This window comes from Bradyrhizobium sp. S69 (genome assembly GCF_009766005.1).
Lineage (GTDB): Bacteria > Pseudomonadota > Alphaproteobacteria > Rhizobiales > Xanthobacteraceae > Bradyrhizobium.
In genome coordinates, this window is record NZ_LMUK01000024.1 from 244,984 (window position 1) to 260,829 (window position 15,846).

Sequence of the window (15,846 nt, forward strand, 5' to 3'; positions counted from 1 at the left end):
CTTTTGGCAAGCGAATATTGGAATTGAATTCCAATCGCAATAGACGGATCATGGATGCTGCGAGCAAGTCTCCGCGGCCGCCGGCGCCGATCCAAACGACCGGCATTCAAGGGGGAGGATGCAGTGACGGAAACAACAATTGCGTCCGGTCGCAAGATCGGCCGGCGGAGCTTGCTTCTCGGGTCAGCGGGCCTTGCGGCCACCAGCTTTGGCGCGTCCCGACTAGGAATGCCCTATATCGGCAACGCCGCCGCCGCCGAACCCATCAAGATCGGCATGATCTGGGCGAAGACGGGATCCATCGTCGATCAGGCCGAATATCTGGCGCAAGGCAGCATGCTGGCGCTGGAACAGCGCAACAAGACGCTGCTTGGCCGGCCCGCCGAAATCGTCTGGCTCGACGAGCCCAATCCGCAAGGGGCACAGCAGAGCGCGGAGCGTCTCATTGGAGAGCAAAAGGTGGTCGGCATCGTCGGAGGGGCGCTGTCATCGTTCGCGTTGGCGATCTCCTCGGTCGCCAAGAAGGCCAAGATCCCCTACATCGCCGCCAACGCGGCAACCGGCGATCTCACCGGAAAATCGTGCAACAAGTATACTTTCCGGGTGCAGCCGCCTGTCGATGTTCACGCCCGCATCCTGGCGCCCTACTGCGCCTCGATCGGCAAGAAATGGTATCTGCTGACGGCGTCCTACGCGTTCGGCCAGGACATCAAGAAAGCGTTCAACGATTACATTCTCGCCAATGGCGGCACCGTCGTCGGCGCCGACGAGGTCCCGGTCGGAACGCCCGACTACAGTTCCTTCATCCTGAAGATCCGGGCCGCGAAGCCCGATGTCGTGATCGGCGGCGTTGCGGCCAGCGACCTGACCACGTTCCTGAAGCAGTGGAACGAACTCGGCATGAAGGGCAAGATTCCGTTCGCGGAAATTTCCGTGGGCAATACCGATTTGTGGGGAGTTGGACCTGAGGCCGCCGATGGCCTCTTCACCATCACCTGGTGGTACAAGGACCCGAACAATACGCCCGAAGAACAGACGATGGCCGCAGCCTACGAGAAGAAATACAGCCGCCCGGCCGCCGACAAGACTTGGATGGGCTGGCTTGGCATGAAAAGCCTGCTCGATTCGATCGAGATGGCCAAGACGACCGAACCCGCCGCCATCGTCCAGGCGCTGGAAACCTGGAAGTACAAGCGCGGTGATATCGATGTCGGCTATCGTCCCTTCGACCACCAGATGACCGGCCGCCTTCTCGTGGCCGGCATCCATCCCAACATCACGGACAAGTGGGATTATTTCGACGTCAAGGCGGAGTTGCCCAAAACGCCGGATGATATCGCCAAGGCCTTCGGCTCGCAGGCGGACAGCACCTGCAAGATGGACGCGCTCTGAAGTGTTGCCGTCACCCGGAAGCGGATCGCACCCGATCCGTTTCCGTTCCGCTCATGTCTGTTCCACCCATGTCTCCGGAGGAATGATGCCATGCTCGACATGATCCTGTCGCAGGCTGTCAACGGGCTGGTGCTGGGCTTTCTTTACGTCCTGATTGCCATAGGCCTGTCGATCATCTTCGGCATGCTCGGGATCGTGAATTTCGCACATGGCGCTTTCTTCGCGATCGGAGCCTATCTTGCCTTCGCGCTCAACCGGCAGTTCGGTTGGGGCGCCGCCCTGCTGGCGCCGATCCTGACCGGATTGATCGGCGTTGTCGTGGAGATGGTCCTGATCCGATGGCTCTACGGCAAGGAGCCGTTGCTCGGATTGATCCTGACATTCGCCCTCGCTTTGCTGGTCGAGGCGATCCTGCGGCTGGTGTTCGGCGGCGCGCCGGTGCCGTTCGCCGCGCCGAAATTCCTGGCGGGCTTCGCCGAATATGGCCCGATCCTGATCACGAAGTACCGCATGTTCGTGCTGGCGGTGACGGTGTTCGTGCTGGTCGCCTTCTGGGCGTTTCTCGCCTTTACGCCTTACGGCCGTATCATCCGGGCCGGCTCGCGCGATCCCGAGATGGTCGGCCTGATGGGCATCAATTTACCGATCGTCTTCAGCGGCGTATTCGGCATCGGGTGCCTGCTCGCCGGACTCGGAGGCATGCTCGCCGCACCGCTATGGACAGTGACGCCCTCGATGGCGGCCGGTGCGATCATGCCTGCCTTCGTGATCGTCACGATCGGCGGCCTCGGCTCTTATGCCGGCGCCATCGTCGCAGGGCTCCTGGTCGGGATCACCACGGCCATGACGATCCAGTTCCAACCGGAATGGTCGGGTGCTGCGATGTACATTCTGATGGCAGCCATTCTTCTGGTTCGGCCGCGCGGCCTCTTCGGTGAGAAATGGGAGAGGTTTGAATGAGCATGGCGGCCCTCGTTCGAAATCCGGCTTTCTGGGCGGCGCTCACCTTGACGGCGTTGACGCTGATCTGGCTGGCCCTCAGCGCGCCGGTCTCGCTGATCACGCAGATCGCGATCTATACGCTGTACGGCGCGGGCGTAAATCTGTTGGTCGGCTACACCGGCCTCGTCCCGTTCGGCGCCTCGGTCTTCTTCGGCTGCGCGAGCTATGCCTCCGCCTTCTTCGTGACGGCCGGCTATGGCAACGACATCGCCTCGCTTGCCTTTGCGGTGATTTTATCCGCCGCGATGGCACTGGTGATCGGCGCGGTGATCCTGCGTCGGACGGGGCTGTATTTTTCTCTGCTCACGCTCGCCTTCTCCCAGATTGCTTTTGAAGTGGCTTTCAAATGGACGACCGTGACCGGTGGCGAGAACGGACTGCAAGGCATTGCGCGGCGCAGTTTTGCGAACGATCTGAGCTTCCACGCCTTTGTCGTCGTGACGGTGGTCGCCTGCCTGTGGCTGCTATGGCGGATTGCGCACTCGCCCTTCGGCCGTGTCCTGCAAGCCGTCCGCGACAACGAACATCGAGCCCGCAGCCTCGGCTATAACGTGTATCGGGTGCGTCTCGGTGCCTTCATCCTGACGGGCGTCTTCGTCGGCTACAGCGGCGCGTTGCTGACGCTGATGCTGCAGGGCGTCTACGCCAACAATCTCAATTGGCAGCATGCCGGCGACTCGCTGCTGATGACCGTACTCGGCGGGATCCATCATGCGCTGGGGCCGCTCTGGGGTGCAATCGCCTTCATCCTGCTGGAAGACCGGCTCTCCGCGATTACCGAGAATTGGTGGCTGATCTTCGCACCGATCCTGATGCTGTTTGCGCTGCTGTCGCCGGAGGGCATTCAGGGCCTGGTGCAACGGCTGTTCGGGCGCTCCCACTGGACGCTGGTGCGCAACACGATCCCTGCCCGGCCGGCCCTCATCACGCCGTTCGAAAGTGCGGCCATCAATGCCGATCCGGACAAGCCGCTGCTGCAGACGCGCAAGCTCTGCAAGCAGTTCGGCAACCTAGTCACCGCGCGCGACATCGATCTTGATGTCCACCCTTTCGTCCTGCACAGCATCATCGGCCCTAACGGCGCCGGCAAGACGACGTTCTTCAATATGCTGTCGGGATCGCTGAGGCCGAGTAGCGGGGGGATTCTTTTCGAGGGTAACGACATCACGCGAGCGCCGGTGCATGTGCGCGCGCGGCTCGGCATTGGACGCTCGTTCCAGATCCTGTCGGTCTTCCCAAATCTCACGGTATTCGAAAACGTCCGCATCGCGGTCCAGGCCGAACGGCGTGGAGCAAAAGGCCTGTTCTCCGATGCCCATGAGCTTGCCGGGATCAACGATCGGGCCTGGTCGGTGCTCGACGCGGTCGGACTAGCCGACCAGGCCGCGGACTCATGTCTCAATCTGCCGCACGGCGCCAAACGGCTGCTGGAGATCGGCATCACGCTCGCGATCAACTCCAAGCTGCTTCTGCTCGACGAGCCGCTGGCGGGTCTGGCCGAATCCGACCGCGTCCTCGTCGCCGACCTGATCAAGAAGCTCTCGAAGCGACATGCCGTCGTTCTTATCGAGCACGATATCGACCGCGTTCTCGCGATCTCCGATCGCATTTCCGTGCTCCATCAGGGGCGCCTGATCGCCGATGGCCGACCGGCCGATGTCGCCAAACATCCGGACGTCATCGCCGCCTACCTCGGCGCCGCCGACGACAAGCGGACATCACCGATCGAGAGCGAGCGCAACGTTCGCGCGCCGGGCCGCCTGTTGCTGGAGGCCAACGGCGTCGCCTGCGGATACGGTGGCAGCACCGTGCTGAGCAACCTCGACCTGCGCATCCACGAGGGCGAAGCCGTCGCTCTGCTCGGCCGCAACGGAGTCGGGAAAACCACGACGCTGCGATGCCTGACCGGCACGCTTCCGGCCGTCGCCGGTCAGATCAGCTTCGCGGGCAAGGCGCTCGGCGGGCTGAAGCCCTACGAAATCAACCGGCTGGGTATCTCGTTGGTGCCGGAAGGACGCCGCCTGTTTCCCAATTTGACCGTCACCGAAAACCTACAGCTGGCGTCTCGTCCCGGAGGTGCCAGCCTGGAGCAGGTCTTTGAGCTGTTTCCCCGCCTGCTCACGCGGCAGAAGGCAAAGGCGGAAAACCTGTCAGGCGGCGAGCGCCAGATGGTCGCCATCGCCCGGGCCCTGGTCGTGCCGAGCAAACTGATCTTGCTCGACGAACCGTTCGAGGGTCTCGCTCCCGCGGTGATCAAGGAGGTCATGGACGCGCTGGCTAAACTGCGCGGCAAAGTCGCCATGATCATCGTGGAGCACCACGCGGAAACCGTGCTGCCGATCGTGGATCGCGCCTATGTACTGGTCAACGGCCAGATCGCTTTCGAAGGCGACGCCGGCCGGCTTGAACGCGATCACGACCTGCAAGCCAGATTGCTCGGCGTCGTGCAGGGTGACGAACTCGAAGCCACGCTGAAGCGTGCGGCCATTTGATGTGGGACAAGACTTGATGTGGGACAAGACAATGAACCTGAATTTGACCGGCGCAACCCGGCTGAACATGATCGTTGGCGATCCGATTGCGCAGGTAAAAGCCCCTGAAGGCATGACGAAGGCATTCGCCGACATCGGCCACGACGGAATACTGGTGCCGGTACAGGTCGATCCCCGGGATCTCGGCGCGCTCCTGACGGTTGCGGACAGCCTCAAGAATCTGGACGGCATCATCGTCACGGTGCCGCATAAATTCGCGTGTTTCGCGCACTGCGGCAGCGTCAGCGCGCGCGCCGGCTTTCTGGGCGCCGTCAACATCATGCGCCGACGCCAGGATGGCGGCTGGCACGGTGACATGGTCGATGGTCTCGGCTTCGTCGGCGCCGTTCGCGGCAAAAACTGCGACCCGCATGGGAAGCGGGCGCTGCTCGTCGGCGCGGGCGGGGCCGGCTCGGCCATCGCGATGGCGCTGGTGGAAGCCGGCGTGAGCCAACTTGCCGTTCATGACGCGGACGCCTCGCGGCGCGATCGCCTGGTCGCGCGGCTGAAGACACTCGGTCGCTCGGACATCATGATCGGTTCCTCCGATCCGGAAGGCTACGATCTGGTTGCGAACGCCACACCGGCCGGCATGAAGGCGGGTGACCCGCTGCCGGTGGATGTCACGAAGCTGGCGCCGACAACCTTCGTCGGCTGCGTGATCACCGCGCCAGCGGCGTCCCCGCTGATCGAAGCCGCACGGCGTCTTGGTTGTCCGACCTCGACAGGAACCGACATGTACAACGCGCTCCAGAGTTCGATGGTCGACTTCCTGCTCGCTCCCGAAGCGCGCGCCTGAGGTCACCCCATGTTTCGAACCATCGATTCGATTGCAGAAGGCGCGCGATACGATCTCGTCGTCATCGGCGCCGGTGCCGGCGGCATGTCGGCCGCCTTGTTCGCGGCCATCCGCAACCGCAAAGTATTGCTGGTGGAGAGCACGGAATATGTCGGCGGGACCAGTGCATTGTCCGCCGCGACGATCTGGATTCCGAATTCCCATCATGCCGCCTCCGTCGATCGGAACGACAGCCGAGAGAACGCCAGCCATTTCCTGAACGCAGCCGTCGGCAACCGCTCGCCCGCCGCGTTGAGGGAGGCGTTTCTGGACAGTGGCCCCGAGGCTATCGCAACGCTTGAAGCCGGCAGCGACGTCAAGCTTCGCGCTTACGCGACACACCCGGACTATGAGCAGCAGCATGAAGGAGCGACGATGCGCGGCCGGGCACTGGAACCTGTGCCGTTCGACGGACGGCTTCTCGGTGGGGATCTGCAACGGATTCGTCCGCCTATTCCAGAGTTCACAATCTTCGGCGGAATGATGGTCGGTCGCGACGACATCAACCATCTCCTCAACGTCAGGACGTCGTGGAAATCCTTTGCCCACGCGGCGAAGATTTTGGCGAGGTACGGGGCCGATCGTCTGTCCGGACCGCGTGGCTCCCGGCTGGTCATGGGCAATGCCTTGATTGGACGACTGCTGCTTTCGTTGAGGAAACACGGCGCAGACATCCTGACAAAGACGACCGTGAAGGACTTTGTGATGCAGAACGGCACCGTCACCGGCGTCGTGCTCGCGGCGAACGGCGTCACGCGACGGGTGCTGGCCTCAAACGGCGTCGTGCTCGCGGCCGGCGGCTACAACCGTCACTCTACGGGCCCGAACGTGCCGCCGCGGCAAGGCCCGATTCACAGCCCCTCGGCGCCCGGACATACCGGAGCGATTCAGGATCTCGCGATCAAGCTTGGTGCGCGGCTCGGCGAAGGCAATCTCGACAGCACCTACTGGGCGCCCGTCTCGATTCGTCGCAGGCCCGACGGCAGCACAGCGGTTTTTCCGCATTTCACGATGGATCGCAGCAAACCCGGCACAGTCTGCGTCGATCAGTCCGGACAGCGCTTCGTCAACGAGGCCTGTTCCTATCATCTGTTCGCGCGGGCGATGTTCGAACACGACCGCACGCGGCGTTGTATCCCCTGTTTTATCATCACGGACACAACTGGTTTGCGAAACTACGGTCTTGGAATGGTGCGAATGGGAACGCGCCAACTCGCACCTCATCTCGCTGACGGCTACCTGGTTGAAGCGGCAACGGTTGCCGAACTCGCGGGCAAGATCAACGTCAATGCCGCCGCGCTGACGCGGACCGTCGCCAACATGAACGCCTACGCCAAATCCGGCATCGATCCGGAATTCGGCCGCGGCACCACGCCCTATCACCGCGTGAACGGCGACGCCTCCGTCGGTCCCAATCCGACGCTCGGTCCGATCTCGACCGCCCCGTTCTACGCCGTTCGTCTCTATCCGGGCGACATCGGAGCCGCGACGGGCCTCGTCATCAACGAATGGGCGCAGGTGACGAAGGCCGACGGGGAGCCGATTGCAGGTCTCTACGCCTGCGGAAACGAGGCGAATTCGATCATGGGTGGGGTCTATCCGGGTCCGGGCATCACGATCGGCCCGGCGATCACATTCGCATATCGCGCCGTCCGACACGCCCTGAACGACACCGACGCTCGTCAGGCAGCTCAAGTGCAGCAGAAAGAAAGTCTGTCATGACACAACGCCTCTATTCTCTGGCTTATCTGACCACCGCGCCGATGGCGCCGCCCGATGCGCTCGGGTTGGCACACAAACTCGGCTATCAGTCGATCGGCGTGCGCCTTGTGCCCGCCTCGCCCGGAGGCGACTTTTCTCCGCTTGTCGACGACGCAGCGATGCTGCGCGAGACTATTGCCCGGATCGCGGACACCGGTGTGTCGATATTCGACGTGGAGATCGCGCGGCTGAACACGGATTTCCGCATCGAACGATTTCATGCTTTTCTCGAGACTGCCGGAAAACTCGGCGCGCGTGCCGTTCTGGTCGCAGGCGACGATCCAGACGCCGGGCGCCTCACACAATCCTACGCGACGTTTTGTGATGCTGCCGCGACATTCGGGCTTACCGCCGACCTGGAATTCATGCCCTGGACCGCGGTCCCCGATGCCAAAACCGCACTCCGGATCGTAACCGGCGCCGACAGGCCTAACGGCCGCATCCTGGTCGATACGCTGCACGCCGCGCGTTCCACAACGACACTTGCCGATATTGCCGCCATCCCGCGCGACCGCCTCAGCTACGCGCAACTATGCGACGCGCCGGCCGATATCCCGGCCACTGTCGAAGGCCTGATCCACACCGCGCGCTGCGCGCGACTGCTGCCCGGCGAAGGCGGGATAGATCTCGCCGGTATCTTGCAGCAATTACCCGGTGATCTTCCAATCAGCCTCGAAATTCCAAATGACGAGCTGCTGCCGAAGCTCGGTGCCGAACAATGGGCACGACAATCGCTGGCGGCGGCAAAACGCGTGGTTGCGTTCGCGGGGTAACCCAATGAGCGCACCGTGAACAAAACCGCGTCTCCTACGTAACCACCCAACTTTCGTCTTCCGGAGCAACAGAACATGACCGCCTCACAAGAAACCCTGGCCCGCGACATTGCGGCGCCGGCTCTCGATTACGACGCAATCATCATCGGGGCGGGCATGTCGGGCCTGTACCAGCTTTATCGTTTGCGTGAACTCGGGATGCGGGTCCGCATCTTCGAGGCCGGCACCGGCGTCGGCGGCACATGGTACTGGAATCGCTATCCGGGCGCCCGCTTCGATTCCGAAAGCTACTCTTACGGTTATTCCTTTTCGAAGGAATTGCTGGAGGAATGGGACTGGTCCGAGCATTTCGCCGGTCAACCCGAAACGTTGCGCTATCTCAATCACGTCGCCGACAAGTTCGACCTGCGCCGCGACATCCAGTTCGGCAGCCGCGTCGCGGCTGCGACTTACGACGAGAATTCGCGAAGCTGGAGCGTTGCGCTACAGGACGGCAGCCGCTTTCGCGCGCGCTTCCTGATCACGGCCATCGGCCCGCTCTCAACCCCCACTTTGCCGCGGATCGAGGGGCGGGACAGTTTTGCCGGCCAGTCCTTTCACACCGCCAGATGGCCGCGTGAGCCTGTCGACTTCAAAGGCAAGCGCGTCGCCGTGATCGGCACCGGCGCAACCGGTGTACAGACCATCCAGACCATCGCAAGGGAAGTCGGCCACCTCACCGTATTCCAGCGTACACCGAACTGGTGCGCGCCGCTGCATAACGGCAAGATCGACGCTGAAACGCAGAAGACGATCAAGGCCGGCTATCCCGAGATGTTCAAGCGCTGCCAAGAGACCTTCGCCTGCTTTCTGCATACGCCGGATCCGCGCGGGGCTTTCGAGGTTTCGGATCAGGAGCGCGAGGCATTTTACGAGAAATTGTATGCGGCGCGCGGCTTCGGGATCTGGCAGGGCAATTTCCGCGACATACTGATCGATCGGAAAGCCAACGCGACGATCAGCGATTTCGTGGCCCGGAAGATTCGCCAACGGGTGAAAGACCCCGAGGTTGCGGAAAAGTTGATCCCCAGGAATCACGGCTTCGGGACCCGCCGGTTGCCGCTCGAGACGTTCTATTACGAGGTTTACAATCAGGACAATGTCGAGCTGGTGGATATCGCGGAAACGCCGATCGAACGGATCACGCCTGATGGCATCAAGACCAGCGCGGCGGAATACCAATTCGACATCATCATTTACGCGACCGGATTCGATGCGATTACCGGCAGCTTCGACAAGATCGATTTCCGCGGTACGGGTGACGTGCGATTAAAGGACAAATGGAAGAGCGGGCCACAGACTTATCTCGGCATGATGGTCGACGGCTTTCCCAGCATGATGATGCTGATGGGACCGCATACGGCGCTCGGTAATATTCCGCGCAGCATCGAATACAGTGTCGACTGGATTACCGGCCTGCTCCGCTTTGCGCGGGAGTCCAATCTCACGCGCCTGGAAGCCACCCCTGCGGGCGTGGCGTCCTGGACCGATCACGTCAAGGCGCTTGGGGTGGGCCTGCTGTCCAACGAGGTCAACTCCTGGATGACCGGAATCAATAGCAACGTGGAAGGAAAGCAGACACGCATTGTCGCGCGCTATAGCGGCAGCGCTCCGGCCTACCGCGAAAAATGCGACGAGGTGGCGGCGAAACGATACCAGGAACTCGCGCTGGCATAGCCAGCCAGCGAACCGGTGGCGGGTCTGCGACCGAAACCGGCGGGTTCCGACCCGACGCCGCCGGTGTTTGTCACTCCTCGAAGCCCTGCAATGACAGCCAGCCGTCCTTCAATTGGTAGGACGCCTTGCTGAACAGTTGCTTGGTATCCAACGCGACGACGGGCGTGGCCTCAGGACTTTGCGCGCCGGATGCATCTAGCGTCATGTCGACGAATGACCAGTTCCCTGCCTGACGACCGGGCAGAGGCAGCGGCAATGCGATGCTCCCGGGCTTCGGGTCGCTGGTACGCGCGACCAAAATCGGTGCGGTGAGGAACGTCACCGCCATTCTGGCGACGGCATCGCGAAACATCTCGGTTGGAATCTGCATCGACTGCGTCGGCAGATAGCCCGTCGTCGCATGCATCGGGCACCGAGGATCGATCAGACAGGTCAACGCCGTCGGCGCATCGGCGATGCTCATCGCCACCGTGTCGATCGTGCGTGCCGGCACGGTGCCTCCGCTTCCCGGCCCGACCGCATGAAACGTGCCGAACGGATCGCTGTCGTCGAGATAGAACCCGATCAGGCCGTCGTCGGGATCATCCACGCTGCCGAGCAGCACCGGAAATGCCACCTTGTCCACGCCATTGGTCGTCCGTGCGCCGGTCGGGTCGGCCATGTCCCTGGTGAAGGCATCCCAGGTATTGTTGATCGCAACCGTGCCGGCCAATTCGAGCGAGATCTGCGTGCGCACGAGCGCCAGCGGCTGCCCGACCAGAACCGGCAGTTGTGCGCTCTGCGCGTGCCCAAGCGGCTGGATCGTGGTCGATGCACCGTCGATGGCATCGAGAAAGGCGACGAGATAATCCGCCCCGCGTCCGACCAGCGCCGTCACGAAACCGCGCAGATGCGGATTGCGATGGGCGAACACTTCATCCACGGTTTGCGAGAAAATCACGGCATCGCTGGGCGATCCCTGCCATGGCCGATCCGCATCGCGCGTGATAGCGCCAAGCGCGGTCCCGTCCGCATCGTAGATCATCAGGCTCTCATCGAGATAGTTCGGCAACGCCCATCCGCAGATCGGCGTAGTCGTCATGCGCGTCCCAATGACGCCGGAATCATCCGCCGCGAGCCACGCCGTATTCAGCGACGCCGGCTGCGACAGGCGTGGTGGCATGAAAGCAGGCGCGGTCGCCAGCCCGACGAACATTTGCGACGGCGCGAGCGAGCGCGCCGGCACCATAACGTTGTCATCGCCGCCGAAACTGTATTGGCGAAATTGGCCGAACGCGTCGACCAGACGCAACAACGTCAATCCGGTCATGCCGCCGCGCACCGGGCAAAATGCATCCTCCGCCATCGGCGCCATCGTGCTGGCGCGACCGCCGACCGCGGCGAGCGCCTGGCGAATGCCAGCTATCAACGCGTACTCGTCGTCGCCTTGCGCGAAGGGATCACGGACTTCGATCTGCAACGTCTTTCGCTTCAGCAGAAAACGATCATGAAAACCGGCCAGCGACTGCGACAGCAGCGACATCGACGTCACCTCGGACGCGAGAGGCGCGAGCGGGGAGTGCGGATTGGCCTGGGCGTAATCGGTGAGCTGCTCGAGCACGGAATAGCCGGCGTGCGGCGTGATGAAGGTGATGCCCTGATAATTGCAAGACTCGGCGCCCGGCGTACCGGTCAGCACCAGGTCGGTATCGGCACTGTCGAGTGAATCATTCGCGCCGACCAATCGGGACAGGACGAGGTCCGCCGCGAACACCTGCGTCGGCGCGGTCGCCGGAACGATCTGGTTCGGCCAATAGGTCATCTGCCAGTGCATGATGATCGGCAGCCACGGATTGCCCGTCGACAATTCCACGCCGACCGGCGATGGCGGCGTGCCCTGATAGACCGCGCTCGATGGAGCAGTACCTGCCAGGAACGCCTCGACCTGCTGCTGTGCCCAGCCCTGCCAGGCGTCAACCGCGCCACCCGCCTTCGCATTGAGCAGGCCCGCGACGCCATTCGGCCACAGCAGCACTGTTTCGCGCGCGAAAGCCTGTGCAAGACCGGCCATCGTGGCATTTAGTTGGGGCGTAGCCGTCACGGCGATGAAAGACAGATCGGTTGCCGCAACACTCGCCGCCGCCGCTCCCGCGACCGCGCCGGCCGGCGCGGTGATCCCGATCACGAGCGACGAGGCGACGCGGCACGCCAGCAGCCCATCCTCGGAGGCGAGATGATCGCCGCCATAGCGCAGCGCCGGTGTCACATCGGCCCCCGAGAGAAGCAGCGTCGGATCGGCCGGACGATAAAATAATTGTCCCGGCTTGCTGGCGAGATCGAACGTTCCAGCGAGCGGACCCGCATTGAGCGACGTGACCAGCGCAGTCGCCGCCTTCTGGATGTCGCCAAGCTGGGTGTCGTAGGTGGCGATGACGTTTTGCAGATCCGGCAACCGATACTGCTGCAAATAATCCATCGCGGCGCCCGACGGGTCTGGATCGCGGGGCGGATAGGCCAGCACGAGGTATTTGTACCAGTCGGCATAAAGCTGCCACTGCTTGTCATTGACGACCGCGCGCAGCCGATCGACGGCGCCTTGCAGACCGTTCAACGCATCCAATTTCGCGCCGTCGGCGTTGGCCAGTTGCCCCGAGATATCCGTGCCGTCGCTCTTGCGCCGCACGAACCACACGCTGCCGAGCGGCACCGGCGAAAACCGCTGCTGATGAAGCTGCCGCGTCACCTGGCGCGGCCCCGCGGGATCGGACAGCAGCGACAATTGGCCCGAGAGCAACGTATTGAGCTGAAATTCGATCTGGTCGGAATCCGGGGATGCCGCCAGCCCCGACGATCCGGCATGGACCAGCAATGCGGAGAGCGTCTCGATCGTATTATTGCCGATCGTCGCCGTCAGAGGTCCGGGTGCCGGCGGCAGAAGATCGCTGCGCCATGTCAAGCCGATCACGCATCCGCAATAGGTCGTGGCATCGAACGGCGCCGGCGCGTCGGCTTTCCACTTCATCGCGCCGAGGCTTGCGGCGGCAGCCGCTGCGTTCTTGCCGGCGAAGGGATCGTCGGTGGTGCGCGTATGCCAGCCGGTGACGGCGTAGGACAGTTCGACCTGCTGCGGGCTACCGAGATCGTCCAGCGGATCGTGCAGCCCGAATACGTTCACCGTGCTCGGATAATAGGCCGCGAGTTCGACCATCGCCAGGCTGGTGACGTCGAGCTTCGCGACATAAGCATCGGGATCATGAGGCGCGGACGCCCACGCGTCGAGCGGCACGGCACGGCCGAGAAATCGATAGGGCTGCGTGTTGCCCGTCGTGTCCGTGGGATCCTGCCACGGCACCGCATTGCTGCCGACGTTGAACGTGGCCGCATCCACGCCCGCCGATACGAAGCGGCTATCGACCACCCATGACCGCACACCGCCAGGTTTGCCATCGACGAGCGCGGTGCGCGTGACCAGCCAGCGATCGGGCAGCGCTGGAAATTTCGGCGCCGATCCAGGCACCGGCTTGCCGTCCGGGCCAACTGGCCGCGTGCCGCGCGTCAGCGCATCCGGCATCGCCCAGTGCAAATGCACGCCCGGATTGGGGACGAGACTTCCCCCGTCGAAGGGCTGCGCCAGCGCGTGTTCGGACACGAACGGCAATTGCGCTCCGTCCGGGTCGTAAGGCAACTGATCGAACATCGTCATCGCAGGCATGAAGCCCGTGTTCGCGGGCAACGGCTGCGGGCTGACCGCGAGCGCGGCGACATCAATTGGGACGACGAGAAGCGACATTGTTATTTCCTTGTCCACCATCCGCAAAAAAACGACGCCGCAAATTCCAAATCAGCGTTGTTCAGATTTCAGGCCCGGGCCCGAATCCGGGTCTTGAGTAAGATACGTCCGCGGCTGGTGGTTGCGCAGTGCCGCGTCCGGTCGCGAAAATCTGAAACCGCCGGGGTGCACCGCCGCTGATGCCGGTCCCGGTCCCGGAATTGCTCCATGGTCCCTGAAGCGAGGTCGAGACGATCTGGTTCGTGTCGACGCACACGACCCTGCAACTGCTGGCGCAGTACGTGCTCCAGTGCACCGTCACGTACCAATTTGTGATGACATCGACGCCGGCTTGCACCCCCAACTCCGGCGCCTCGCCCAGACTTCCCGGGCCAAGCGGCCCGAACGGCCCGAATGGATTGGGATTGATCGGGTTCACCGGAGCAGGCTTTGTATACCAGATGGTGCCCTCGCTACTGATGCTGGCGCCGACCGGCGGAACGCTCACCGTCGTCGTAGTCGAGCTCTCACCCGCCCCACTACACACCAATGTGTAAGTCGTGTCCGATTGCGGATTGACGGTACATGAACTGACCAACGGTCCTTGATCGAGAATGACGGTACCGTCGCCGCGCTTGACTTGAACAGAAGCCCCGTTGCTGCACGACCATGACAAGGTCGATGCGCCGCCCGGCGCGACCGCGTTCGGAGCGGCCGTCAGGACGCCGACATTCGGCGGCGACACGTTGAAGCTGAAAAGAGAATTAACGAATTGTTGCGTGCCGACCTGCGGCTGGAGATGATATTGCGTCAACGGTTTGTCGGCGGGAACGACAAGCGTATCGACGGCCTTGCCGACATGTCCGGTTTCCTCGACGAGACACAACTGCGCCGCGAATACGTTCCACTTCAGCATGACCTGTCCGTAGCCCACCGTTCCGCCTTGCGGTACAAGCGTGCCATCGTTGTAGGCCACGAAGCTCGTGACGCACGGCGTCGGCGGGAGCTTGTCGATGAACTGGACGAAAAGCGTGTCATTGTAACCTTGATTGCTCAGGCCCGTACACTGAACAAATATGAGCGATGATTTATCCGACGGCAGCATGGATATCAGATTGGAAAACCTGATCGCGAGCGGACCCGCTGCCGGATCGAATGACCCGTTGTCCTCGCCGGGCGAGGCAACGAAGACGGGCAGATCCGCTGTTCCCTGTTTTGGGACGCCCCATGTCCCTGGCGACTGATCGATATCCGCGATCATGGACGTGATATCGTCATCCGAGCAAAGCGCCGCCTCGCCGTCGCCCGACAAAAACGAGACGAAGATTGACGGCTTTGGTGTTCCGAAGGTCAATATCTCGGAAGTCGCGATCTTAAGCACGAAATTGTTGGAAATCGCATCCGCCGGCGACGTCACCGACCACGGCGTCACATAGATCGATTTCCCCTGATCGCTGGAGCCGCCGTACTCGTCGCGCGACCGGAAGCCCAGCGTAAGCGGCCAGTTCTTGGCCTGATCCGGCGGCAGTTGCCGTTGGACCGGAATGCGCTGGCTGCCATCCTTCGCGGGCTTCAAGCCACTATATTCGGCAAGGAATCGCCCCGGCCCCGAAATGCCTGACGCCTGGACGTTCTTGAACTGGATTGCAACTGTCTGGCCTACGGCGACGACGACGGCACTCTGCGCTGCAAATTTCAGTTGGAGGCAGAGCTGACCACCCTTGTCACTCAAAAAACTCATCGCCCAGTCAGGCGACGCGAGCTCGATCTTATTGACCCCGGGCGTCACATAGAGCTTCAGGACGGTCGACGCCGCATCCAGCGTGATCCCGGCGGATGTGTTGTTCTGCAACGTCAGCGTTATCGTCCCCCAACGCGGATCGTCCGAGATATAGATGATCGCATGACCTTGTGGATCGGCCGCATTGGCGATGGCAAACCCGATCGGCGTTTGATCGAGAAGCAGCGAATTCGCGTCGGCGCCGGTGAGTATCTTGAGGGTCACGTCCATACTCCGGTAATCGTTGCAACGCCGCGGACCCGCATCAGAAACCTCCCTTTTGCCACGCCGATCCCCGCCCTTGG

9 protein-coding genes are annotated in these 15,846 nt (G+C 62.5%); 7 read left to right on the top strand and 2 right to left on the bottom strand.

Translation table 11 applies throughout. The features are described 5' to 3' along the window. Positions 1-123 precede the first annotated feature (123 nt). From GSQ88_RS08915 to GSQ88_RS08945, 7 genes are all read left to right on the top strand, one after another. Entirely contained in the window at positions 124-1,392 is a 1,269-nt protein-coding gene (locus GSQ88_RS08915) for an ABC transporter substrate-binding protein (RefSeq protein ID WP_246735149.1), read from the top strand. A gap of 90 nt (positions 1,393-1,482) precedes the next feature. Further along, the gene (locus GSQ88_RS08920; protein ID WP_159007190.1) at positions 1,483-2,352 is read left to right on the top strand and encodes a branched-chain amino acid ABC transporter permease; all 870 of its coding nucleotides are present in this window, start codon (positions 1,483-1,485) and stop codon (positions 2,350-2,352) included. Beyond that, entirely contained in the window at positions 2,349-4,886 is a 2,538-nt protein-coding gene (locus GSQ88_RS08925) for a branched-chain amino acid ABC transporter ATP-binding protein/permease (protein WP_159007192.1), read from the top strand. Before GSQ88_RS08920 ends, GSQ88_RS08925 begins: the two co-directional genes overlap by 4 nt. Before the next feature lie 31 nt (positions 4,887-4,917). Next, positions 4,918-5,724, top strand: coding sequence for a shikimate dehydrogenase family protein (locus GSQ88_RS08930; RefSeq protein ID WP_159007369.1), 807 nt, complete (start codon positions 4,918-4,920; stop codon positions 5,722-5,724). 9 nt (positions 5,725-5,733) lie between these two features. Beyond that, on the top strand, positions 5,734-7,485 hold the full coding sequence (locus GSQ88_RS08935) for an FAD-dependent oxidoreductase (protein ID WP_159007194.1): 1,752 nt from the start codon (positions 5,734-5,736) through the stop codon (positions 7,483-7,485). Next, positions 7,482-8,297: a sugar phosphate isomerase/epimerase family protein gene (locus GSQ88_RS08940; RefSeq protein ID WP_159007196.1), complete on the top strand. Its 816-nt coding sequence runs from the start codon at positions 7,482-7,484 to the stop codon at positions 8,295-8,297. Before GSQ88_RS08935 ends, GSQ88_RS08940 begins: the two co-directional genes overlap by 4 nt. 75 nt (positions 8,298-8,372) lie before the next feature. Further along, positions 8,373-10,013, top strand: coding sequence for a flavin-containing monooxygenase (locus tag GSQ88_RS08945; RefSeq protein ID WP_159007198.1), 1,641 nt, complete (start codon positions 8,373-8,375; stop codon positions 10,011-10,013). 70 nt (positions 10,014-10,083) lie between these two features. On the opposite strand, the gene GSQ88_RS08950 is transcribed toward GSQ88_RS08945, so the two are convergent. Both GSQ88_RS08950 and GSQ88_RS08955 read right to left on the bottom strand, forming a co-directional pair. Then, complete coding sequence (locus GSQ88_RS08950; protein ID WP_159007200.1) at positions 10,084-13,782, bottom strand: hypothetical protein; 3,699 nt, start codon at positions 13,780-13,782, stop codon at positions 10,084-10,086. Positions 13,783-13,843: 61 nt separating this feature from the next. Then, positions 13,844-15,766, bottom strand: coding sequence for a hypothetical protein (locus tag GSQ88_RS08955; RefSeq protein ID WP_159007202.1), 1,923 nt, complete (start codon positions 15,764-15,766; stop codon positions 13,844-13,846). Between the last annotated feature and the right edge of the window lie 80 nt (positions 15,767-15,846).